The following is a 23212-nucleotide window of genomic DNA, read 5'->3' as shown; positions in this document are numbered from 1 at the left end:
GGTGACGCGGGGGCGATGATCCCGGTGATCCGGAGGTCGGAACTCGGTCCGGAGGTCGACGTGCCATCCGGGGTCAGTGGTCTCCGGGGGTCAGTAATCACTGAACCCCTCCGCGCACGGCACCGCAAACGGAGAGCGGCACCGGGGTGCGTCAGCCCTCGCCGCGCTGCGCACTCGCCGCTGCACTGAGTGCCACCACGGCCTCGTCGGTGCGGACGAGAAACGTCAGGGTCTGGCGGAAGTACAGCTCGATGTGCGTGGCATCGTGTGCCGTACAGCCGATCGCCAGGTCCTCGCCGAGCCTCGGCCCGACGTCGCCGCCGCGCGTGGACAGCAGGAACGCGCCCTCGATCGCGGGTGCCCGGATCGGCTCCCCGTCGAGCATGATGTGCCCGATGTGTGCCGCGACCGGATGTCCGTGGCCGGGGGTCTCGCTGACCGCGGTGTGTTCGTCGGCGCCGAGCATGAGGGAGTACGGCCCCCTGCGCACCGGCCGGCCGCAGCTGTGTGAGGGCCTGGCTCACGGCGTCCGGATGGTCGCGGGACTCGGCGGGCAGTTCGCGCACCGGAGGGGACGTGCGGCTACGCAGCCCCTGGATCCCCGCCGCCGCGTAGCCGTCGAAGACCGCCCGGTCCTCGGCGAACGCCATGGCGCGTGCCGCGTCCTTGGCCGGCTGCCAGTCGGAGTCCTGCGCACCGCGTTCGACGTCGTCCACGGCGTCGCGGCCCACCGTGAACGGCACCCGCGGCGCCACCAGGGGCTGCGCCCCGCGCAACCGTGCCGTGACCCCATGGGCCGGCGCCTCGATGCCGGCGAGACGTCCCGTGCCGACCGCCGCCGGCGCGGGCCCGTCGGGGCCGGTGACGTCGACCACCCGCCGGCCCCGGCATCGCGCCGGAAGGTGCGTGCGGCCTCCTCCTCGATCTCGCTCCATGCCCCCTGGCTGATCGGAGCGAGTTCGCGGCGCAAGGTGGTCGCGGGGCTGGGCGTGGTCGTGATCAGGTTCCTTTGAGGCTGCCGAGGTGGAGCGATCCGGTGGTCGCGGCGCCGCGCGGAGCGTCGGGAAGGTCGTCGAGGAAGCCGATGGTCGGCACGTGGAAGAGGCAGCCGGTGACCGCCACCGAGAAGTCGAGGATCCGGTCGTGCCGGCCGGGCTCGCGGCCCAGGAACATGTTCCGCAGCATTTCCTCGGTGACGTCCGGGGTGCGGGAGTAGCCGATGAAATAGGTGCCGAACTCGCCTTTACCGATCGTGCCGAAGGGCATGTTCTCGCGCACGATCTTGCGTTCGTTGCCGTTCTCGTCGGTAATGGTGTTGAGGGCGACATGGGAATCGGCGGGCTTCACGTCGTCGGGGAGTTCCACGTTGGCCAGTTTGGTGCGCCCGATGACCATGTCCTGCTCCTCGGTCGACAGAGCGTTCCAGGCCGCCATGTCGTGCACGTACTTCTGCACGATCACATAGCTGCCGCCGGCGAATTCCGCGTCCTCGTCGCCGATGAACACCGCGTCGTCCGCGACCTTTCCCTCGGGGTTCTCGCTGCCGTCGACGAAGCCGAGCAGATCGCGTTCGTCGAAGAATTTGAAGCCGTGCACCTCGTCGGCCACGGTGGCCGCTCCCTGAAGACGCTCGTTCAGCAGCCGGGCGAGTTCGAAGCAGAGGTCCATGCGGTGGGAGCGGACGTGGAAGAGGAGGTCGCCCGGTGTGCCGAGCGCGCGGTGGCGCGGGCCGACCATGTCCACGAAGGGATGCAGGCCGTGCGGGCGGGGCCCGCCGAAGAGCCGGTCCCACGCGTGCGATCCGATGCCGACGACACAGCTGAGTTCCTCGGCGGGTGCGCGGAAGGCCACCGAACGGCGCAGGCTGGAGACGTCCTCGAGCAGGCCGCGGACGGTGTCCTCCCGACCGGGCACCAGAGTGACGACGAGGAACACGGCGGCCCTGGCCGGCGGGACGATGACGGGCTGCGGCTCCACCACGGGCGTCTGCCTCCTCATGACAAACCGAGTTCTTCTTGAGAAACCCGTTCTTTCCTGAGAAACCGGGTCCTTCGCACCAGCATGGCGCCGGGGCGCGGACTCGGCAGGTCGACGGGCGGTCCGTGATTGGCGTTCCGGGAAGCCGTCGGGTACACCCGTGCCGTGCTCTTTCGTCAGCTGGAATACCTCGTCGCGCTCTCCCGGGAGCGGCATTTCGCCCGTGCCGCCCAGGCCTGCTATGTCTCCCAGCCCGCGCTGTCGGAGGCGCTGCGCAAGCTGGAGGAGGAACTCGATGTGCCGCTGGTGCGGCGCGGGCGCAAGTACGAGGGCCTCACACCCGAGGGGGAGCGCATCGTCGTGTGGGCGCAGCGGATCCTGGCCGACCGCGACGCCCTCAAGGACGAGGTCGACGCGCTGCGCGGCGGGCTGAGCGGCCGCTTGCGGATCGGTTCGGTACCGACCGCGTCCGGCGCCGTCGCCCAGCTGACCGGCCCGTTCTGTGCGGCCCACCCGCTGGTCACGGTGGAGGTCATAGCGGACCTCCAGGCGGCGGACATCCTGCGGCAGCTGCAGAACTTCGAGATCGACGCCGCCGTCACCTATCTGCGCGAGGACCTGGCGGAGCACTTCCACACGGTTCCGCTGTACCAGGAGCGGTACGTCCTGCTGCGTACGGCCGCCGACGACCTCGCCCGGCGTACGACGGCCACGTGGGCGGAGGCCGCGCGGCTGCCGCTGTGCCTGTTGACCCAGGCGATGCAGGGGCGCCGGGTGCTGGACGAGTTGTTCGCGCGGGCGGGGACGCGGCCCTCGCCCCGGCTGGAGACCGACTCGGTGGCGGCGCTGTTCGCGCATGTCAGGACGGGCCGGTGGGCGAGCGTCGTACCGCACGCCTGGCTGCACGTGTTCGGTGTGCCGCACGGAATGCGGGCGGTGCCGCTGGTCGAGCCGGCCGCGTCGGTGCCGGTGGGCCTGGTGATCGCCGCCCGGGAGCCGGAGTCGGTGATGGCCAGGGCCCTGACGGACATCGCCCGCGGCACCGATGTGGCCACGGCCCTGGAGCAGGTACCCGGCGATGCGGCCCGGTGACGGGCCGCGCGGTCAGCCCTCCGGCTGCGCTGCCAGGCGCTCGGCGCCGGTGTAGACGTTCATGGACGTGCCGCGCAGGAAGCCGACCAGGGTCAGCCCGCTCTCGGCGGCCAGGTCCACGGCCAGCGAGGAGGGCGCCGAGACGGCCGCGAGCAGCGGGATCCCGGCCAGGACCGCTTTCTGCACCAGCTCGAACGAGGCGCGCCCGCTGACCATCAGCACGGTTTCGCGCAGCGGCAGCAGGCCCGACCGCAGGGCGTGTCCGACGACCTTGTCGACGGCGTTGTGCCGGCCCACGTCCTCCCGCAGGCACAGCAGCTCGCCGTCGGCCGTGAACAGAGCCGCCGCGTGCAGACCGCCGGTGCTGTCGAACACCCGCTGGGCCGCCCGCAGCCGATCGGGGAGGGCGGCGAGCAGCTCGGGGCCCACGCTCAGCGGGTCCTCGGCCACGGACCAGGTGCTCGCCATGCGCACCGCGTCCAGGCTCGCCTTGCCGCACAGGCCGCACGAGGAGGTCGTGTAGAAGTTCCGCTCCACTGACGTGACGGGCAGGGTCACTCCCGGGGCCAGGGCGACGTCGACCACGTTGTAGCTGTTGCCGCCGTCCGCCGTGGCGCCCGCGCAGTAGCGGATCCCGGTCACGTCGCCCACGGCGTGCACGACGCCCTCGCCCACCAGGAACCCGGCCGCGAGGTCGAAGTCGTCGCCCGGGGTACGCATGGTCACGGTGAGGGGCCGTCCGCCCACCCTGATCTCCATCGGCTCCTCGGCGGCCAGCGTGTCCGGCCGGTACGAGGGCACTCCGGCACGGATGCGCAGCACCCGGCGCCGTACGGTCACCCGTCCCATGACGCCGCTCCGCGTGCGGGCTCCAGGCGGACCAACACCCCTTTGGACGTGGGCGTGTTGCTGATGTCCGCAACGCTGTCCAGCGGTACCAGAACGTTGGTCTCGGGGTAGTAGGAGGCGGCGGAGCCGCGGCTGGCGGGGTAGGCGACGACGCGGAAGTCCTCCGCCCGGCGTTCGCGCCCGTCGTGCCAGACGGCGACCAGGTCCACCAGGTCGCGGTCGGCGAACCCGAGCGCATCCAGGTCGGCGGGGTTGACGAGCACGACGCGGCGGGCGTTGTGGATGCCGCGATAGCGGTCGTTCATCGTGTACGGCACAGTGTTCCACTGGTCGTGGGAGCGCAGGGTCTGCAGCAGCAGGTGCCCCTCGGGGATGTCCGGCATCGTGAAGTCGTTGCGGGTGAAGACGGCCTTGCCGCTCGGGGTGCGGAAGACGCGCTCGTTGACCGGGTTGGGCAGCCGGAAGCCGCCGGGCTTCGCGACCCGGGCGTTGAAGTCCGCGAAGCCCGGCACGACGCGGGCGATGCGGTCCCGGACGGTGTCGTAGTCGGCCTCGAACTCCTCCCAGGGGATCGCCGGGCTCTTGCCGAGGGTCCTGCGGGCCAGCCGGCTGATGATCGCGACCTCGCTGATCAGGTGCGGGGAGGCCGGGGCCAGGCGGCCGCGGGAGGCGTGCACCTCGCTCATGGAGTCCTCGACGGTGACGAACTGCTCGCCGGCCGCCTGGACGTCCCGGTCGCTGCGGCCGAGGGTGGGCAGGATCAGGGCGATGTCGCCGCAGACCGCGTGGGAACGGTTGAGCTTGGTGGAGATGTGCGCGGTGAGCCGGCAGCGCCGCATCGCCTCCTCGGTGACGAGGCTGTCCGGGGTGGCCCGGACGAAGTTTCCGGCGACGCCGAGGAACACCTTGGCGGTGCCGTCGCGCATGGCCCGGATGGCGTTGACCGAGTCCAGGCCGTGCCGCGCGGGCGGGGTGAAGCCGAACTCGCGGCCCAGCGCGTCCAGGAACGGCTGAGGCATGCGCTCCCAGATGCCCATGGTGCGGTCGCCCTGGACGTTGCTGTGGCCGCGCACCGGGCACACCCCGGCGCCGGGCCGGCCGATGTTGCCGCGCAGCAGAAGGAAGTCGACGACCTCGCGGATGGTGGGGACGCCGTGCTTGTGCTGGGTGAGTCCCATGGCCCAGCAGACGATGATCTTCCCGCTGCGCAGGACCAGATCGTGGACGTCCTCGATCTCCTCGCGGCTCAGCCCGGTCGCGGCGAGGATGTCTTCCCACGGAGTCTTCCGGGCCTGGTCGGCGAAATCGGCGAAGCCGGTGGTGTGGGCGCTGATGAAGGCGTGGTCGAGCACGGTGCCCGGGCGCTCGTCCTCCGCTTCCAGCAGCAGCCGGTTGAGCGCCTGGAACAGGGCGAGGTCGCCGCCGGGGCGGATCTGCAGGAACCGGTCGGCGATCGGGGTACCGCGGCCGATGATGCCGCGGGCCTTCTGGGGATGCTTGAAGCGGATGAGCCCGGCCTCGGGCAGCGGGTTGACGGCGATGACCTTGCCGCCGCCCCGTTTGGTCTCCTCCAGCGCGGACAGCATGCGCGGATGGTTGGTGCCCGGGTTCTGCCCTACGACGAAGACCAGGTCCGCGGTGTGGATGTCGTCCAGCGAGACACTGCCCTTGCCGATGCCGAGCGTCTCCATCAGCGCGGATCCGCTCGACTCGTGGCACATGTTCGAGCAGTCCGGCAGGTTGTTGGTGCCGTAGGCGCGGGCGAAGAGCTGGAGCAGGAACGCGGCCTCGTTGCCCAGCCGGCCGGAGGTGTAGAAGAGGGCCTCGTCCGGGGAGTCCAGCCGGCGCAGTTCTGCGGCGAGCACGTCGAGCGCCTCGTCCCAGCCGATCGGTTCGTAGTGCTCGGCGCCGGGCCGTTTGATCATGGGCTCGGTCAGCCGGCCCTGCTGGTTGAGCCAGTAGTCCGACTTGGCGCCGAGTTCGGCGATCGGGTACTGGCGGAAGAATTCGGTGGAGACGCGCCGCGTGGTGGCCTCGTCGTTGATGTGCTTGGCGCCGTTCTCACAGTATTCGTTGAGGTGCCGGTGGCCCGGTGCGGGCTCGGGCCAGGCGCATCCCGGGCAGTCGATTCCCTTGGCCTGGTTGATGTTCAGCAGGGTCAGCGCGGTCCGTCGTACGGATGTCTGTTCCAGGGAGTACGTCAGTGCGTGGACCACGCCCGGCACGCCGGTGGCCCAGCGCTTGGGCGGGGTGACCGACAGATCGTCCGGGAGGTCCTCGATACCGCTCATGATCCGGCAGCATCCGCCCCTTTCCGGAAGGAAGTCAAAGAGGCCTTCTCAATGAGCTGATAAGCCGCGGCTATCGGATAAGCGGCGCCTATCGGCGGACAAACGGGCCCTCTTTGACTTCCCCGGAACACTGGCCGACGATGACCCGCATGACGGCATCCCGGACGGACACGGCCGACGGCACGGCACCGCACGGACCGCAGGCCGGGCCCGCCTCGCCGCGGCCCGACCGGGACTGGGAACGGGCCCGCTCGATCGCCGGATCCTGCGCCGACAAGCCGCTGCCCGCCGTCCCCCGCACCCTCGCCGACGCACTCGGCCACGCGCTGGCCGAACCGCTCGTCGCGCTCACCGATCTGCCGTCGTTCGACACCGCCGCGATGGACGGCTGGGCCGTGGCCGGACCGGGACCGTGGCGGCTGGGCGGCGCCCGTGTCCTGGCCGGCGAGGAGTCCGGACCGCTCGGGCGGGACACGGCCGTCCCCATCGCCACCGGCGCCCCGGTGCCGCCCGGCACCACCGCCGTACTGCGCTGCGAGCACGGCGAGCCGGACCCGGAACAGGACCTGCTGTACGCCCGCTCCCCCGGGCCGGTGTGCGAAGGGCACGACATCAGGCCGCGCGGTCAGGAGTGCCGCTCGGGCGAGCCGTTGCTGCCCGCCGGCACCACCGTGACCGCACGCGTGCTGGGCCTCGCGGCGGCGGCGGGCTACGACCGGCTGAGCGTGCATCGCCGCCCGAGCGTGGAACTGTTCGTCCTCGGCGACGAGTTGCTCGAACAGGGCGTACCGCGCGGCGGCCGGGTCCGTGACGCGCTCGGCCCGCTGCTGCCGCCGTGGCTGCACGGCCGCGGCGCCGAGCTGATCGGCCATCGCCGGATCGCGGACGACCCCGGCCTGCTCCGGGAGGCGGTACGCCGCTCGCCCGCCGATGTCGTGGTCACCACCGGGAGCACCGCCGCGGGGCCGGTGGACTTCCTGCACGACACGCTCCGGGCGGTGGGTGCCCGGCTGCTGGTCGACTCGGTGGCGGTACGGCCGGGCCATCCCATGCTCCTCGCGGAGCTGCCGGCCACCGCCGACGGCCGGGCACGCCGGCTGGTGGGGCTGCCCGGCAATCCGCTGGCCGCGGTGGCCGGCCTGGTCACGCTGGCCGAGCCGCTGCTGCGCCACCTCGGCGGGCACCGCGACACCGGCCCGGTCCGGCTGGCGGCCGCCGCCGCGTTGCCGGGGCATCCGCGCGACACCCGGCTGGTGCCGGTGTTCACGGCGGGGCAGCAGGTGACGCCGCTGCCCTTCGACGGACCGGCGATGCTGCGCGGCCTGGCCCTGGCGGACGGCCTCGCGGTGGTCCCGCCGGGCGGTGTGCCGGCCGGCGCCACCGTGGACGTGCTGGAGCTGCCGGGCCGGTGAGCCGGCCGTGCCGGCCCTGGTGATCGTGCTCCTGGAGGGCAGCGCGGCCGGGCTGAGCCGCGCGTTTCCGGTGGTCCACGGCCGGGGAGCGCCCGCCGGTCCCGGGGCGGCCGGCGGGCATCGGGCCCGGCACGGTCCCCGCCGGGCCGCGCACCCGTCCGCTGCTGGAACGGCGCCCGCGCGGCCCCCGCACAGCGCGCGCCGACCGGCGCCCCCGCCGTACGACGGCCCGGGCCGGCCGGCGCTAGCGTGAGGGCATGCGCCACGAGGTGACCGATGCCGACACCGCGGTGGCGGTGGGCAGCGGTGACGTGCCCGTGCTGGCCACGCCCCGGCTGATCGCCTGGCTGGAGGCGGCCACGGTGCGGGCCGCCGCGCCCTTGGCCCAGGCGGGCCGTACCACCGTCGGGACCGAGGTCCGGGTCCGGCATCTGCGGGCCACCGCGGTGGGCGGCCGGGTGGAGGTGAGCGCGGAGGCCCTGCCCCCGTCGGCGACCGGACGGCTGACCTTCGCGGTACGGGCCGTCGACGGCTCGGGCCGGGTGGTCGCGACGGGCGAGATCGACCGGGCGGTCGTGGACCGGCAGCGGTTCCTGGCACGGACGTCCGACCCGGCGGCGGACCGCTGACCGGCGAGCGCCGCGCGTCTCACACGGGCGTGTGTCCCCGCAGGTAGGTGCGGACGACGGCGGGCAGGTCGGCGTCGGTGGTCTCGGCGGGCGTGGCCCAGCGCAGTTGCTCCGGTGCCAGGCCGGCTCCGTCGGACGGGGACTCGCTCAGCAACTGGCACACGACCGCCGCCGCCCCGTCGTCCGGGGCCAGGTTCTCGGTGCCGTCGACGAGATAGCCGGTGAGTTCGTAGACGACGCGCGCCGCGGTGGCCTCGGCCGACTCGGCCGGTTCGGGAGTGCCCGACGGCAGCCCCCAGCCGTCGCCCCGCCGCACCAACAGCAGCCGTCCGTCGTACAGGACGACCGCCCCCACCACGCCCTCGGCGGGCTCCAGCGTCATGACCGACCAACCCCTCTCCCGGCGCACTCGGCCGGGCTCCCCTCCCCTACCCACGGCCGGGCGTTCCCGCACCGACGCCGTGTCACTTCCCTGACCGCGCCCAGGAGTTCCCGCGCGGTGACGGCGAAGGGACGCCGGTCAGTACAGCATCGGCAGGTCCCCCGGCCGTACCCGCACCGTCACGGGCAGGGTGGCCTCGACCTCGCCATCGGCGCCGTAGTAGACGGGCCGGTCCGCCTCGATGCGCAGTTCCCGGCCGCGCAGGACGCTCACCTCGGGCCGGTGGACGTGGCCGCCCGTCTTCAGCTCGTTCATGAGGGCGAAGAACAGCCGGCGGGGCGCGTCGCGGATCATCACGACGTCCAGCAGTCCGTCGTCGACCCGCGCGCCGGGGGCGATCAGCCGACCGGAGCCGTAGTAGGGGGAGTTGGCCGCCACGACGGTGTAGCCACGGTGGGTGTGCTCCTCGCCGTCGACGGTGACGCGGTAGTCGGCCGCGCGCCAGGTGGTGACGGCGCGCAGACCTCCCGCGTAGTAGGAGGCCGCTCCGCGCAGCAGCCGGGCGTGGTTGGCGTGCCGGTTGGCCACGGCGTCCACTCCGGCGTACACGCTGCCCAGGACCACGGTGGGCTCGTGGCCGGCCGACTCCACCTCGATGGTGTCGACCGGCCGGGGCTCGGCGTAGAGCAGGAGCGCGGCGAGGGCGGCCGGGTCGGAGGGCAGGTTCAGGGCGCGGGCGAAGTCGTTGCCGCGGCCCGCGGGCACGAGGCCGAGGACGGAGCCGGTGCCGCTGAGCGCGCCGCCGATGCCGCCGGCGATGCCGTCGCCGCCGACGGCCAGGACGATCCGGCCCCGCTCGCCGGCCCGTCGTGCGACGTCCTGGGCGTGGGCGAGGCTGTGGCTGTACTCCGTCTCCAGTTCGGCCCCGGCCTCGCGCAGCAGCCGGGCCAGCTGGAGCAGGCTCGCCGCCCCGGTGGAGCCGCCCGCGGTGGGGTTGACGACGGCGGTGAACTGTCGCATCGGTGTGCCTCCGGGGCGGTGACGGTAGCGCTGAGGGGACGATGGGCGGGACGGCGGCCGGGCGGGGTCAGTCCGTGGGCAGCAGGACACCGGGGTTGAGCAGGCCGTCGGGGTCCAGGCGGCGCTTGACGGCGCGCAGGGCCGAGATGCCGAGCGGTCCGGCCTCGCGGACGTACCAGTCCCGGTGGTCGGTACCGACGCCGTGGTGGTGGGAGATGGTGCCGCCGGCGGCGAGCACGGCCTCGTTGGCCGCGTGCTTGGCGGGCTCCCAGTGGGCCACCGGGTCCTCGCCCTGGGCGCTGACGACCGTGAAGTACAGCGAGGCGCCGTTCTCGTACACGTGGGAGATGTGGCACATCACCAGGGGCGGGGTCCCGGCCTCGGTGAGGGTGTCGGTGAGTGCGCCGCGCACGGCCGCGTAGAGCGCGGGGACGCGGGACCAGAAGGCCGCGGTCTCCAGGGTCTCGGCGAAGGCGCCGACGTCGAGCAGGGCGTCGCGCAGGTACGGCGCCGAGTAGCGGCCGTGGGCCCAGCGCTCGCCCGGTTCCGTGCCGACGAGGGTGCCGCCGCAGGCGCTGAGGACGGCGGCCGCCTGCTGCCGGCGCCGTTCGGTGTCCTGTGCCGTGCCCTCGTAGCCGGTGATGGCCATGCAGCCGGCCGTGCTCTGTGCCAGGTCGCCGCCGATGGAGTCGGGCTGGGCCAGGCCGATGAAGGTCTCGGTCTCGTCGGACAGCCGCAGCACGGTCGGCCGGGGTCCGTCCTGGGCGAGCCTGCGCAGGGCGGTGGCGCCTTCCTCGAACGAGGCGAACCGCCAGCCCTCGTAGACCCGTGCCTCGGGCAGCGGGCGGATCCGTACGGTGACGGAGGTGATGACACCGAAGGCGCCCTCGGAGCCGAGAATCAGCTGGCGCAGGTCGGGGCCGGCGGCGGAGCGCGGGGCGCGGCCGGTCTCGATCGTGCCCTCGGGGGTGGCCAGGGTCAGGCCGAGGACCATCTCGTCGAAGCGGCCGTACCCGGCGGACGCCTGGCCGCTGGAGCGGGCGGCGGCGAATCCGCCGATGGTGGCCCACTCGAAGGACTGCGGGAAGTGCCCGAGGGTGAAGCCGTGGGCGGCGAGCAGCGCCTCGGCCTCGGGGGCGCGCAGGCCGGGCTGGAGGACGGCGGTGCGCGAGACGGGGTCGAGGTCGAGCAGGCCGTTCATGCGGCGCAGGTCCAGGGCGACGAACGCGGCGCGCTGCGGGGCGAGTCCGCCGACGACCGAGGTGCCGCCGCCGAAGGGGACGACCGCGAGACCGTGCGCGGCGCAGGCGCGCAGGACCGCGAAGACCTCGTCGTGGTTGCCGGGCAGTACCACGGCCCGCGGGACGTCCGCGACGTCACCGGCGCGCATGCGCAGGAGGTCGGGGGTGGACTTGCCGCGGGTGTGCCGGATGCGGCTCTCACTGTCGGTGCGGACGTGCTCCGCGCCGCCGACGGCCTCGGCGAGCCCCTTGAGCGCGGCCTCGTCGGACGTGGTGGCGGGCAGGCGGACGTCCTCGAGGCAGAGGACGGGGGTGGTGCGGGGCTTGACGCCGAGCAGGTCGCGCAGCAGTCCGGTCACCGAGTCGGGCAGGGGTGCCGCCTTGGCCGGGTCGCCCCAGCCGTTCCACAGCATGTCCATTGAACGGTCGTCCTCACAGGTCGGTGTGCTCGGTTCACGCGACGGCCCGGCGGCCGTTGCCCGGGAGGTCTTCTCCTGCCGGACCCCCGGGGCGTTACACTGTGACACATGACGCCTATTCGTCACAACGGTTCGGACAACGATCATGTGCTCGACGCGGTACGCGACTGTGTGCTGGCCGTCGGAGTCCGCCGCACCACCCTCGCCGACGTGGCCCGCCGCGCCGGCGTCTCCCGGATGACGCTGTACCGGCGCTGGCCGGATCTGCGGACCCTGGTGGGCGACCTGATGACCCGTGAGTGGATCGACGTGGCCACCCGGGCGATCCCCGAGGCGGCCGCCGGCACCGACACACGCAGCCGGATCGTGGACGGACTGGTGGCGGGCGTCGAGGCGTTCCGGGCGCACCCCCTCTTCCGCAAGATCGTCGACGTCGATCCGGAACTGCTGCTGCCGTATGTGCTCGACCGGCGCGGAGCGAGCCAGGAGGCGCTGCTCGCGCTGCTGGCCGACGCGTTGCGCGAGGGCCACACCGACGGCTCGGTGCACGCCGGGCATGTCGAACGACAGTCCCGCGCACTGCTGTTGACCGTGCAGTCCTTCACCCTGTCCCTGCGCACGATGACCGACGAGGACGATCCGGAGCTGGACTCCGCCGCCTTCCTCGGCGAGTTGCGCACCCTCCTGGAGAGGACCCTCACGCCATGAGCGACACCAGGACCGACGCAGACCCGTCCCTCCATGCCCGGCGACGGGCCCGGGAGCTGACCGAGGCCGCGGACGGCAGGGTGGCCGACGTCCTGGTCGTCGGGCTCGGCGCCACAGGTGCCGGAGTCGCGCTGGACGCGGCGGCCCGCGGGCTGGACGTGGTCGCGGTGGACGCCCACGACCTGGCCTTCGGCACCTCCCGCTGGAGCTCGAAGCTCATCCACGGCGGACTGCGCTATCTGGCCTCCGCGCAGTTCGACGTCGCGCACGAGAGCGCGGTCGAGCGCGGAGTGCTGATGACGCGCACGGCCCCGCACCTGGTGGCCGCCCAGCCGTTCGTGTTGCCGCTGACCCCGTTGGTGTCCAGGTCCCAGGCCTCGCTGGCGTGGGCCGGGTTCCGCGCCGGGGACATGCTGCGGCTGGCCGCCCGGACCCCGCGGCAGATCCTGCCCGTCCCGCGCCGCCTGTCGGCGACGGAGGCACGGCATCTGGCGCCTTCGGTGCGCACCGCGGGGCTGCGCGGCGGGCTGCTGTCCTGGGACGGCAGGGTGACCGACGACGCCCGGCTGGTCACCGCCCTGGCCCGGACGGCCGCCGCGCACGGCGCTCGGGTGCTGACCCGGGTCCGGGCGCTGGAGCTGACCGGGACGGGCGCCCGGATCCGCGACGAACTCACCGGCGAGGAGGGCGAGATCAGGGCCCGCGCCGTCATCAACGCGAGCGGGGTGTGGGCGGGCGACCTCGTCGAGGGCATCCGGATCCGGCCGTCCCGCGGCACCCATCTGGTCCTGCGCTCGGAGCGGCTCGGCGCCCTGCCGGCCGGCCTGCACATCCCGATCCCCGGCGAGACCAACCGCTTCGTCCTGGTCCTGCCCCAGGGCGACGGACGGGTGTACGTCGGCCTCACCGACGAGCCGGTCGAGGGCGACATCCCGGACGTCCCCGAGGTGCCCGAGACCGACATCGGCTTCCTGCTGGACGTCCTCGGCTCGGTCCTGGACACGCCGGTGGCCCGGGGCGAGGTCGTCGGCGCCTTCGCCGGACTGCGCCCCCTGCTGGACACGTCCGGCCACGACGGCCGGGACAGCGCATCGGCCCGCACCTCCGACATCTCCCGCCGGCACGCGGTGCTGACGTCCCCCGACGGCGTCACGACGATCGTCGGAGGCAAGCTCACCACCTACCGGCGGATGGCACAGGACGCCGTGGACGCCGCGACCGCCGCCCGGGGCATTTCCGCCGCCCCCTCCCCCACCGCCGCGCTGCCGCTGGTCGGCGCCGCCGCACCGGCCCGGCTGCGCTCCCTGCCCGCGCCGCCCCGCCTGGTCCGGCGCTACGGCACCGAGGCCGCGGCCGTGCACGCCCTCGCGGCCGGGGACCTGGCGCTGGCCGAGCCGGTACTGCCGGGCCACCCGGTCACCCGGGCCGAACTGCTGTGGGCGGTCCGGCACGAGGGTGCCCTGGACGAGTCCGACCTGCTGGACCGGCGCACCCGCATCGGTCTGGTCCCCGAGGACCGCGCCGAGGCGCTCGGCGTGGCACGGGAGGTGCTGGAGCGGGCGGCGGCCGTACGGCCCTGAAGCGGCCGTCGGACCGGCCGTCGGACGAGGCCGGATACGCGGTGCGTCACAGCAGGCGACGGATGTCACCGCGGACGCGGTAGAAGCCGCCGGCGGCCGGGTGCAGGGCGTCCACGACGTAGCGGACGCCCGGTTCCCGTATCGCGCGCGGGAACTGGACGTTCCAGGAACTGTCGTAGCCCTCGGACAGCACGTGCACCCGCACCCGGCCGCTCTCCTGGACGCATTCGACCACGACCGCCCCGGCGGGAGCCTGGGCGACGGTGGTCACGGCGGTGACGGCGGTGGCGGGTACGTAGGTCGGCAGGGCGGCGGCGAGTTTGACGTCCCGCGCCACCGGCACGGTGCCCTGCTGGGCCGCGGAGATGGCCGTCTCGCTCGCGTCGACGCACACCAGCGAGCCGTCGGTGGTCACCAGGTAGAGCCGCTCGTCGCGGTACTGCATCGACAGCGCGGAGCCGCCACCCGTGCCGAGCTTCCACAGGCGTGTGCCGTGCTGGTCGAAGCAGTAGACGGACGAAGCGGAGTCCCCGGCGAAGACGAACCGGCCGCCCGGGGACGTGGCGCACGAGTAGACCGCGCTGTCACACGCGTACGTCGCCTCGACCGTGCCCGTCGCCTTCGACAGCCGCTGGACGACGCGGTGCCCGGTGCCCGCGTAGACGGCGTCGTCCTCCTGCCAGCCGAACAGCACGCTGCCCTTGGTGGGTGTGTGCCACAGCTCTCCGCCGCCGTCCGGGGCGTAGGCCGTCACGCCCCGGTGGTGGCCGTGGTAGACGGCACGGTCGTCGGCACGGACCATCCAGGCGTGCTCGCCCTGGCTGCGCCGCGCCCACTGGTGCTCGTCCTCGTGGTCGATGACGGTGAGCCGGCCCCCGCGGTCCGAGACGTTCAGGACGCCCTCGTGGATGTCCAGCCAGAAGATGTCCACGTCGGCGGCGATGTCGTACGCGGCGAACGGCAGCTTGGAGGACAGGTCGTAGACCTTGCCGTCGTCACAGCCCGCGTAGATCCAGAAGTCGTCGGCGACCAGGCACTTCACACCGTCCGGCAGGCTGAACCGGGCCAGGACCGCGCCCTCCTGGTCCAGGGTGTAGACGTCACCCGCCTGATTGCCCACCCAGCAGCGGTCGTCGTCGACGTGGATGCCGAACGCCGCGGAGCCGGTGCGGAAGCGCCACAGGACGGGCGCCACCGCCCGCGCGGTCGACGGGGCCGAGCTGACCTGACGGCGGGTCACCGCGCGCGGGGCGCGCTGCCCCTGGACGGCCGGGGCGTATCCCTTGCGGACCTTCTCCCCCACCTTCTTCGCGGCGGCCGCCTTCGCCTTCTCGGCGGTCGGGAACGTCGTCGTCTGGATCTGCCCGTCCGCGCCGATCCTGCCGTACCGCACCGTCACCACCAGGCCGTCGACGGTCACCTCGTAGAACTTGTGGGCGCCGCCGCCCTCCTGCGACAGCTCCAGATACGTCGTCGACACCGCGGACGCCGTGGCCATGGCAGACCCCTCCCCAGGACGGACCCGCGGCCGTTCCGGCAGGTCCTCACTGATCACACCGTAGGGGCCACCACTGACAACGGGCCGGGCACGGAGCGGTACGGCCGCAGGGCACCACGCTCGCGCGGTGGCCGCACGTCGGTCCGGGCGACCGGAGCGGTACTACTCCTCGGTCAACGCGCTCATTCCGCCGACCAGTTGACGCAGGCAGTCGAGCGCGAGGGCGGCCGGGGAACCCTCGCCCGTGACGCCGGCGTCCGTACCGGCCCAGGTCTCCAGCGCGATGCGGATGGCGTCCGTGGCCGCCGCCGCGACCAGTCGCACCTGCACCGCCTGCAGACGCCCGCCCGCGAGGCGGGCGACCACCGGCACGAGCCGTTCCTCGGACTCCTGGTTGACGCGGTACCACACCGCGCGCAGCGCGGGATCGTCGGTGGCCGCCCGCAGCAGGCCCCGGGTCCGCAGCAGCGCCCGTTCCGCCTCCTCGTCCGGTGCCGCGAGCGACTGTTCCACCGCCGACTCCAGCGCCCGGGACAGCCCGGTGCCCGGCTCTGCCGCCGCCAGCAGCGCCCGCCAGCGATCGGCCCCGTCGGCGAGCAGCGGGCTCACCGCGTCCTGCTTGGAGCGGAAGTAGCGGTAGAAGGTCCGCAGCGCGACGCCCGCGTGCCGGGCGATCTCCTCGGCCGTCGTCGCGTGCGGGCCCTGTGCGGCGAAGAGCTCGGCCGCCGCGTGCGCGATCTCGAGCTGGGTGGCGGCCTTGCGGCGCTCGGTCAGGGAGGTGGGCGGCGTGCTGCGCGCCCCGGACGGCTTGGTGCTCACTCCAGAAGGGTACGGCCCGGCACCGCCGGATGGCACGCATTGACGCAATGGCAAAACGTGTCACTTAGGCGTAACGTGAAGCGCATGGGGACGCCGGCGGGCAAGGGATCCGGCGTCGCGAAGGCCCCGCCGCACCTCGGCGGGGCGGTCAGGAGAAGACATGAACCGCTACGAAGGCCGCCGCGCACTGATCACCGGGGGCGGCTCGGGCATCGGCCAGGCCACCGTGCTGCGCATCCTCGCCGAGGGCGGCACCGTCGTGGCCGCGGACGTGAGCGAGCGGGGCCTGAAGGACACCGCGCAGAAGGCGGGGGCGCACGCGGACCGTCTCACCACGCTCGTCGTGGACATCGCCGACGAGACCTCCGTACGCGAGGGCGTCGCCGCCGCGACCGCCGCGCTCGGCGGTCTGGACGTGCTGGTGAACGCGGCCGGGATCCTGCGCTCCTCGCACACCCACGAGACGAGCCTTCAGGACTTCACCCGCATCGTCCAGGTCAACCTCGTCGGCACCTTCCTCGTCATCCGCGAGGCCGTACCGGCGCTGCTGGCGGGCCAGGACGCGGCGGTCGTCAACTTCAGCTCCACCTCGGCCATGTTCGCGCACCCTTACATGGCGGCGTACGCGGCGAGCAAGGGCGGCATCCAGGCGATGACCCACGCGCTCGCCGCCGAGTACGCGAGGCAGGGCATCCGCTTCACGGCCGTCCAGCCCGGCTCCATCTCGTCCGGCATGACCGACGGCAGCGGTGCCAGCGGTCAGAGCGCCGGACCCGGGCTGCCGGCGGACGCCGACATGACCCTGTTCGCCAAGCTCTCCCCGGCGCTGGGGCAGGGGTTCGCCGGCCCCGAGACGGTGGCCTCGGTCGTCGCCATGCTCGCCTCGGCGGACGGCAGGTTCATCACCGGGACCGAGATCCGCATCGACGGCGGCACCCACTTCTGAGCACAGGACACCGCCATGTGTGGAGGCGGGCGGGCGGCGTCAGGGCAGCACCCTGACCCCGGCCCCCGCGATCCGGCCGGCTTCGGCGAAGTCGGCCTCTTCCTCGCTGCCGCCGGGCAGCGCGGCCACGATCCGGTCCGCCTCGCCGCGCCGGGGCAGACCGTGGTGGTCGAAGTCGTCCGCCGACGACGTGCCGCACCGACCGGCCGGTCAGGCCGGCACCGGTGAGCAGGGACCGGGACAGGGTGACCGGGTCAGCACCGGAGCGCGGGACGCGGGGGTCGGCGCGGAGGAAGTAGACCCGTGGCAGGAACGCGGCCGGGGCCGACCGGCCGCGCGCGGCGGTACGGCGGTCGCGCGTGGGACCGTTGCGGCCGTCAGGCGCCGAGGAGTTCGGCGAACCGCCGGGTGTCGATGTTGCCACCGGAGGCGATGACGCCGATGCGGGGCGAAGCGGTGTCGATCCGGCCCGCCAGAAGCGCGGCCAGGCCGGTGGCACCGCTGGGTTCGAGCACGATCTTCAGGCGTTCGAAGGCGAACCGCATGGCGGTGATGATCTCCGCGTCGCTGACCAGGGAGATGCCGTCGACCAGACGCCGGTTGACGGCGAAGGTGAGCTCGCCGGGCGTGGGCAGGGCCTGGCCGTCGGCGATGGTGCGGGGCACGGGCAGGGTGACGCGGGCGCCGCTCTCCAGGGAGCGCTTGGTGTCGTCCCCCGCCTCGGGCTCGACGCCGACGACACGGATACCGGGGTGCAGTGCCTTGGCGGCGGTGGCGCTGCCGGCGATGAGCCCGCCGCCTCCGACGGGCACGACGAGGGCGTCCAACGGGCCCGTCTCCTCGAGGAGTTCGAGGGCCGCGGTGCCCTGGCCCGCGATGACGTGGGGATGGTCGTAGGGCGGGATGAGGGCCAGACCGCGGTCCTCGGCCAGGGCGTGGCCGAGCGCGGTGCGGTCCTCGGTGTAGCGGTCGTAGGTGACGATCTCGGCCCCGTACCCGGCGGTGGCCTCGCGCTTGGATCGCGGGGCGTCCTCGGGCATCAGGATGACGGCGCTGGTGCCGAGTTCACGTGCGGCGAGGGCGGTGGCCTGGGCGTGGTTGCCGGAGGAGTAGGCGGCGATGCCCTTGGCGAGTTGTTCCGGGGAGAGCTGGGCGGCCGCGTTGTAGGCTCCGCGGATCTTGAAGGCGCCGACCCGCTGGAAGTTCTCGCACTTGATGAACACCTCGGCGCCGACGAGGGAGTTCAGCGTGCGCGAGGTGAGGACGGGGGTGCGGCGGGCTACGCCTTCGAGGCGTGCGGCGGCGGCACGGACGTCGTCGAACGTGACGGGCGAAGCGGCGGCCATGGCGAGATCCTCTCCCGGTGTGTCATTGCGCGTACGTGCAGACGGTCGCCCGGGAGGCACCGAGCAGATCCGGCCCAGCGCCGCGAGGTACTCCCCGCGGCGTTCCTGACAGCGACGGCCGTCCCCCTCGTACCAGACCACCCTCACATTGGACCAATCTTCCATCTCTATACAGAGATTCTAAATTGGCGGACGCCCGCCTGTCCAGGCTCGACGGACGGGCGTCACCGTGACGGCGGGGATGCCGGCCTCAGTGGCCGCTGATACCGCGCGACGCGTACGGCGATTCCAGTTCCTGGACCTCTTCCTCGCTGAGCCGGAGGTCGAGCGCGGCGAGCGCGTCCTGGAGGTGGTGCGGCTTGGTGACACCGACGATGGGGGCGGTGACTCCCGGGCGTGAGGCGACCCAGGCCAGGGCCACTTGGGCGCGCGGGACACCACGGCGTTCGGCGATCGCCGCGACGGCGTCGACGATGCGCTTGTCGTCCGGCCGGTAGAGGGTGCGGCCGACGGCATCCGTCTCGCTGCGGGCGCTGCCGGCCTCCCAGTCGCGGGTGAGCCGGCCGCGGGCGAGCGGGCTCCACGGGATCACGCCGACGCCCTGGTCGGCGCAGAGCGGCAGCATCTCGCGCTCCTCCTCGCGGTAGAGGAGGTTGTAGTGGTTCTGCATGCTGACGAACTTCGTCCAGCCGTGCAGCTCGGCGGTGTGCTGCAGCTTGGCGAACTGCCAGGCGTACATGGAACTCGCCCCGATGTAGCGGGCCTTGCCCGCCTTGACGACGTCGTGCAGCGCCTCCATCGTCTCCTCGACCGGGGTGCGGGGGTCGTAGCGGTGGATCTGGTAGAGGTCCACGTAGTCGGTGCCGAGCCGGCGCAGGCTGTGGTCGATCTCGGTCATGATCGCCTTGCGGGAGAGGCCCGACCCGTTGGGCCGGTCGCTGCGCGCCGCACCGTTGTCCACCGCGAAGAACACCTTCGTGGCGATCACGACGTCCTCGCGCCGCACCATGTCCCCGAGCGCCTTGCCGACGATCTCCTCGCTGGTGCCGGCGGAGTAGCTGTTGGCGGTGTCGAAGAAGGAGATGCCCGCGTCCAGGGCCTGGCGAATGAGCGGGCGGGCGGCGTCCTCGGGCAGGGTCCACGGGTGCGGTCCCCGGTCGGGAACGCCGTAGCTCATACAGCCCAGCGCGAGCCGGGAAACCTCCAGGCCGCTCGTGCCCAGCTTGACGTACTCCATGGTTCGGTTCCCCTCGTCGGTGTGGTCCCGCCGGCGCGCCGGGGCGCGTGTCCGAGGACGCGGCGGGTCTGCTCCGTCAGAACGGCCATGATCGTATCGAGGCGCGTACGGTCCCGGACAGGCGGTTTGCCAACAGCAGCCCGGAGAGCGGCGCGTTCAGCCCCTGCAGGCAGGTGTCCTGCGCGGCAAGGGCGGGCCGACGTCGGCCGGGGCGGCGAGCCGGGGCGACTGCCGCGGGTCAGGGTCGGCGACGACAGCGTCGCGGTGGATCGGTGCGCTGCCTCGTGATCGGCACCGTACGACGTCGTCCGCGGGCGGCCCTCGCGGCACCGGAGACCGGGGCGACGGCCGTCGCCCTCGCTCCCGGCACCGTGTTCGCCGTCCCGCGCGAGCACCGGCACGGCCTCGCATTCCCACAGCCGACCGGTCTCGCGCCACTCACCCGACGGCCCGGAACCCGGCCGGACAAGCACGTCCGGGACACCGCCCGCGCGGCTCGCTAGTCGGCCAGCTGCGGATACAGCGCCGCCAGGTCGCCGGCGAGCCCCGCCTTCACGTTTCGCGAGAGGTCGTCCGCCAGGACCTCGTGCGCGTCTGCCTCGACGCCGTCGAGCGCGAGGGCGGCGACATCGTGCGGCGCGGACTTGGGTGCGTCGACGCTCGCCGCCATGTCGGTGTCGACGTAGCCGACGTGCAGTCCGGTGACGCCGATGCCACGCGAACGCAGTTCCAGACGCAGGGAGTTGGTCTGGGACCACAACGCGGCCTTGGTGGCGCTGTAGGAGCCGGCGACCCCGAGCCACGAGAGCACGGAGTGGACGTTGAGCAGGTGTCCGCCGCCGTTGCGTTCGACGGCCGGGACGAAGGCCCGGGTGACCAGCAGTGGACCGTAGAAGTTCGCCTCGAACTCCCGCCGTATGACGTCGAGTTCGGCATCGAGGAAGGAGCGTGCGCCGAGCGAGACGCCGGCGTTGTTGATCAGGACGGTGACGTCCTGCGCCCGCGCGGCCGCAGCCTCGACCGAGGCGGGGTCGGTGACCTCCAGGGCGAGCGGCACGGCATCCGGGTGCGTCACGGTGCGCGGGTCCCGGGCCGTGGCGTACACCTTGGCGGCACCGCGCGCGTACAGCTCTTCCACCAGCGCCTTGCCCAGGCCGCGGCTGCCGCCGGTGACCAGGGCGACGGAGTCCTTGATCGAAGTCATGTTCGCCTCCAGGGGAATCGAGCTCGGAATCGAGAGAGGGATCGAGAGAGGGATCGAGATGGGAAACCGATCGGTTTCCGTTACAGTAAACCGATCGGTTTCCAACTTCAAGCCGACGAGCGCGCGACGGACACACGGGGGGCCGTAAGCTGCCGGCCCGGCCCGCCGCCCACCCGTCCGTGCGGGCCGTACTGGCGTCGCGCGCCGCCGGCACTACGGCCGCGGTGCCACCGGTGATCGACGCGGACTGGCTCCGGGCGCTGCGCCTGAGGCCGGCGCGGACGACGCGGCGGCGGTGAGCCTGGACCACCCCGGACCGGACCCCGTCACCCGGCCGGCCCGTCTCCATTGGCCTCCGCGCGACCGGTGGCGGAAGGTCTGAACAAGATCGGTGAGTCGATGCTTCGTCCGACCGGTCGCCGAGTCGTCCCTCCCTGTCCGTGGCGAGGCGGGCCGACTCACCGGGGGCGGGGAACGATGAATCCGTGCGCTCGGGTAGTTCCCTGCCCCAACCGCCCTCCCGGCTCCGCCCCCGACGGCCCCTCCACCGGCTCCGGCCGCCCCGCCGCGCACCTCACGGCTCCGGCCACCGCGGCTCCGTCCACTCCCAGCCAAGGCCGCCTGCGCACCGCCCCGGCCACGGTCGCCTCTCCCCCCGCTCCGGCCCCGGCTCGACCGTCCGCGCCCCCGCCTTGCCCCGTCCCACCCCGTCCCGGCGGCTACGGCCGTCCGCGCCCCATCGGACCCGGTCCCGCCCCCCCGGACCCGTCAGCCGCCGTTCCTTCGGCCCCTCCTCTGCCCGGACCACTGCGTAGGCCACCCTCCGCCCAGAGAACGTCGTAGGCCACCGCCCCAGCCTCCCCCCTCCTCTCCTCCCCCACGCACACCACCACTCCCCCGGTCCCCGTCCCCGGGGTGGACCTCGGCGTCGCACGAGCCGGACGTTCGGCGGGCTGGCCAGCTGCGCCGCCCGCGACACCGAGGTCCACACCGGGGACGTGCTCGGCTCGGCCGCCCACGGCAACGGCAACCGTCCCGCCGGGCCCGTGGGGCGTAGGCGACCGACGGGGAGACACCACCGCTCAGGCCCGGCAACACCACAACCCCTCGATCAGGACTCCGGCCTGGCCCCCGGGAGCACGGCGGCCAGGCCCGGTGCCCACCGCTGGCCGCCGCGCCGCAGGAAGCGGATCACCGGGTGCCCGTCCGCGGTGGAGACCTCGGCGTCGACGCCGTAGACCCGCTTGATCAGGTCGGCGCTCAGCACGTCACCGGGGGCGCCCTCGGCAACCGTCCGTCCACCGGCGAGCACGAGCAGCAGGGCCGGGGCCAGCAGCAGGGCGGCGGGACGGGGGTACGGAACACGGGTGCGCCTCGGATGTCGGGGCTCGTACGCGGAGCCCGGCCCACGGACGGCCTCCGCGCCGGGGGTGCGAAGGTGCCAGCAGGTCTTCGGACTCGGGTTCACCCGGACGGGACGCCTTCCCGGCAGGGATCCGCGTCCGCCCACGCGGCGGCCGGTCCCCTCCCAGTGGCACGAGCGCCCCGCCCGTCCCCCCACCGTCGCGCGTAAGTCCCGGATTCGCACCGGATTCACTGGCCTCGGCTATGGCACGACTGGCTCCGGAAGGCCATCAGCACTACCGTTCCCCGCTGCCTGCGGAACTGATCGCACCGGCGGGGAAGTTGATATGGCAAGCTTTGGCCAACCGTTTACGGGACCGAGGCCGTGACGGTCGGGGAGAGGAGCACAGCGTGACTCAGGACGGCGGCCGAAGCGTGCACATCGACACCAGCAAGCCGCATCCCGCACGGATCTACGACTACCTCCTGGGCGGCAAGGACAACTACGCGGTGGACCAGGCGGCGGGCGACCAACTGGCCGCGACGGCGCCCGAGGTGTGGATCTCCGTGCGCGCCAACCGCGCCTTTCTGCAGCGTGCGGTGCGGTACGTCATCGACAGCGGGGTCCGCCAGCTCCTCGACATCGGCACCGGGCTGCCCACCTCGCCGAACGTGCACGAGGTCGCCCAGCAGCTGGCTCCGGACGTGCGCGTCGCGTACGTCGACAACGACCCGATCGTCAAGGCGCACGCCGACGCGCTGCTCAACCGGGCCGGCACGACCAGCATCGTCCTCGCCGACCTGCGCGATCCGCAGTCGATCATCGATCATCCCGAGGTCCGCCGGATCATCGACTTCGACCGGCCGGTCGCCCTGTTCCTCGTCGCCATCCTGCACTTCATCCGCGACGCGGACGAGCCCGAGCGGATCGTGGCCACCCTGCGCGACGCGCTCCCGGCCGGCAGCTTCCTGGTGCTCTCGCACGCGACGGGGGACTTCGCCGACGACCGCAGCGATGCCGAGGCCGTCTACAACAGCGCGACCGCGACCATGAACCTGCGCTCCCGCGACCGGGTCGAGCGGTTCTTCGACGGCTTCGAACTCGTCGAACCCGGCCTGGCCCAGGTGCCGTTCTGGCGCCCGGACTCCACCCCGCAGCCCGGTTCCGAAGAGATCGGCTTCTACGGCGGCGTGGCCCGCAAGCGCGCCTGAACCCGG

General features: G+C 73.2%; 19 protein-coding genes, 1 pseudogene and 1 riboswitch. Of the genes and pseudogenes, 7 read left to right on the top strand and 13 right to left on the bottom strand.

Annotated elements, in window-relative coordinates:
- Positions 1-151 precede the first annotated feature (151 nt).
- Both ADK64_RS06945 and ADK64_RS06940 read right to left on the bottom strand, forming a co-directional pair.
- Positions 152-1003: pseudogene (locus ADK64_RS06945) on the bottom strand (family 1 encapsulin nanocompartment shell protein).
- On the bottom strand, positions 1000-1980 hold the full coding sequence (locus ADK64_RS06940) for a Dyp-type peroxidase (protein ID WP_053656127.1): 981 nt from the start codon (positions 1978-1980) through the stop codon (positions 1000-1002). The pseudogene ADK64_RS06945 and the gene ADK64_RS06940 overlap by 4 nt, the downstream one beginning before the upstream one ends.
- A gap of 162 nt (positions 1981-2142) precedes the next feature.
- Between ADK64_RS06940 and ADK64_RS06935 the strand changes: the two genes are divergently transcribed.
- Entirely contained in the window at positions 2143-3069 is a 927-nt protein-coding gene (locus ADK64_RS06935; protein WP_053656257.1) for a LysR family transcriptional regulator, read from the top strand.
- A gap of 12 nt (positions 3070-3081) precedes the next feature.
- Here ADK64_RS06935 and fdhD read toward each other — a convergent pair whose 3' ends face one another.
- Both fdhD and ADK64_RS06925 read right to left on the bottom strand, forming a co-directional pair.
- Positions 3082-3918 (bottom strand): formate dehydrogenase accessory sulfurtransferase FdhD, encoded by an 837-nt coding sequence (gene fdhD / locus ADK64_RS06930; protein WP_053656125.1) that lies wholly within the window; start codon positions 3916-3918, stop codon positions 3082-3084.
- The gene (locus ADK64_RS06925) at positions 3906-6209 is read right to left on the bottom strand and encodes an FdhF/YdeP family oxidoreductase (RefSeq protein WP_053656123.1); all 2304 of its coding nucleotides are present in this window, start codon (positions 6207-6209) and stop codon (positions 3906-3908) included. The genes fdhD and ADK64_RS06925 overlap by 13 nt, the downstream gene beginning before the upstream one ends.
- Positions 6210-6358: 149 nt before the next feature.
- Here ADK64_RS06925 and ADK64_RS06920 point away from each other — a divergent pair, with 149 nt between their 5' ends.
- On the top strand, positions 6359-7621 hold the full coding sequence (locus ADK64_RS06920; protein WP_053656255.1) for a molybdopterin molybdotransferase MoeA: 1263 nt from the start codon (positions 6359-6361) through the stop codon (positions 7619-7621).
- Between the two features lie 257 nt (positions 7622-7878).
- Positions 7879-8250 (top strand): thioesterase family protein, encoded by a 372-nt coding sequence (locus ADK64_RS06915; RefSeq protein ID WP_053656121.1) that lies wholly within the window; start codon positions 7879-7881, stop codon positions 8248-8250.
- Between the two features lie 19 nt (positions 8251-8269).
- Here ADK64_RS06915 and ADK64_RS06910 read toward each other — a convergent pair whose 3' ends face one another.
- The 3 genes from ADK64_RS06910 to ADK64_RS06900 form a co-directional block, all read right to left on the bottom strand.
- Positions 8270-8632, bottom strand: coding sequence for an NUDIX hydrolase (locus ADK64_RS06910; protein WP_053656119.1), 363 nt, complete (start codon positions 8630-8632; stop codon positions 8270-8272).
- 138 nt (positions 8633-8770) lie between these two features.
- The gene (locus ADK64_RS06905) at positions 8771-9652 is read right to left on the bottom strand and encodes a diacylglycerol kinase family protein (protein WP_053656117.1); all 882 of its coding nucleotides are present in this window, start codon (positions 9650-9652) and stop codon (positions 8771-8773) included.
- 67 nt (positions 9653-9719) lie between these two features.
- The gene (locus ADK64_RS06900; RefSeq protein ID WP_053656115.1) at positions 9720-11312 is read right to left on the bottom strand and encodes an FAD-binding oxidoreductase; all 1593 of its coding nucleotides are present in this window, start codon (positions 11310-11312) and stop codon (positions 9720-9722) included.
- A gap of 108 nt (positions 11313-11420) precedes the next feature.
- Between ADK64_RS06900 and ADK64_RS06895 the strand changes: the two genes are divergently transcribed.
- Both ADK64_RS06895 and ADK64_RS06890 read left to right on the top strand, forming a co-directional pair.
- Entirely contained in the window at positions 11421-12020 is a 600-nt protein-coding gene (locus tag ADK64_RS06895; protein ID WP_053656113.1) for a TetR/AcrR family transcriptional regulator, read from the top strand.
- Complete coding sequence (locus tag ADK64_RS06890) at positions 12017-13600, top strand: glycerol-3-phosphate dehydrogenase/oxidase (RefSeq protein WP_053656111.1); 1584 nt, start codon at positions 12017-12019, stop codon at positions 13598-13600. The genes ADK64_RS06895 and ADK64_RS06890 overlap by 4 nt, the downstream gene beginning before the upstream one ends.
- Positions 13601-13646: 46 nt before the next feature.
- On the opposite strand, the gene ADK64_RS06885 is transcribed toward ADK64_RS06890, so the two are convergent.
- Positions 13647-15098: a WGR domain-containing protein gene (locus ADK64_RS06885; RefSeq protein ID WP_053656109.1), complete on the bottom strand. Its 1452-nt coding sequence runs from the start codon at positions 15096-15098 to the stop codon at positions 13647-13649.
- A gap of 162 nt (positions 15099-15260) precedes the next feature.
- The gene (locus tag ADK64_RS06880) at positions 15261-15917 is read right to left on the bottom strand and encodes a TetR/AcrR family transcriptional regulator (protein WP_053656107.1); all 657 of its coding nucleotides are present in this window, start codon (positions 15915-15917) and stop codon (positions 15261-15263) included.
- A gap of 160 nt (positions 15918-16077) precedes the next feature.
- On the opposite strand from ADK64_RS06880, the gene ADK64_RS06875 reads away from it, so the two are divergent.
- Positions 16078-16863, top strand: coding sequence for an SDR family NAD(P)-dependent oxidoreductase (locus tag ADK64_RS06875; protein ID WP_053656104.1), 786 nt, complete (start codon positions 16078-16080; stop codon positions 16861-16863).
- A gap of 377 nt (positions 16864-17240) precedes the next feature.
- Here ADK64_RS06875 and ADK64_RS06870 read toward each other — a convergent pair whose 3' ends face one another.
- From ADK64_RS06870 to ADK64_RS48615, 4 genes are all read right to left on the bottom strand, one after another.
- Entirely contained in the window at positions 17241-18209 is a 969-nt protein-coding gene (locus ADK64_RS06870) for a threo-3-hydroxy-L-aspartate ammonia-lyase (protein ID WP_053656102.1), read from the bottom strand.
- A 250-nt stretch (positions 18210-18459) separates the two neighbouring features.
- On the bottom strand, positions 18460-19446 hold the full coding sequence (locus tag ADK64_RS06865) for an aldo/keto reductase (RefSeq protein WP_053656100.1): 987 nt from the start codon (positions 19444-19446) through the stop codon (positions 18460-18462).
- 499 nt (positions 19447-19945) lie between these two features.
- A complete protein-coding gene (locus ADK64_RS06855) occupies positions 19946-20650 on the bottom strand; it encodes an SDR family oxidoreductase (protein ID WP_053656096.1) in 705 nt (234 codons plus the stop codon).
- 1111 nt (positions 20651-21761) lie between these two features.
- Complete coding sequence (locus ADK64_RS48615) at positions 21762-22118, bottom strand: hypothetical protein (protein ID WP_053656094.1); 357 nt, start codon at positions 22116-22118, stop codon at positions 21762-21764.
- Positions 22076-22287: riboswitch (cobalamin riboswitch) on the bottom strand. It overlaps the preceding gene by 43 nt.
- Before the next feature lie 118 nt (positions 22288-22405).
- Here ADK64_RS48615 and ADK64_RS06845 point away from each other — a divergent pair.
- Complete coding sequence (locus tag ADK64_RS06845; protein ID WP_053656092.1) at positions 22406-23206, top strand: SAM-dependent methyltransferase; 801 nt, start codon at positions 22406-22408, stop codon at positions 23204-23206.
- Positions 23207-23212 lie beyond the last annotated feature (6 nt).

The sequence above is a fragment of the Streptomyces sp. MMG1121 genome, assembly GCF_001280015.1.
In the GTDB taxonomy this organism is placed as follows: Bacteria; Actinomycetota; Actinomycetes; order Streptomycetales; family Streptomycetaceae; genus Streptomyces.
This window is presented reverse-complemented; position numbering and strand designations above follow the sequence as displayed.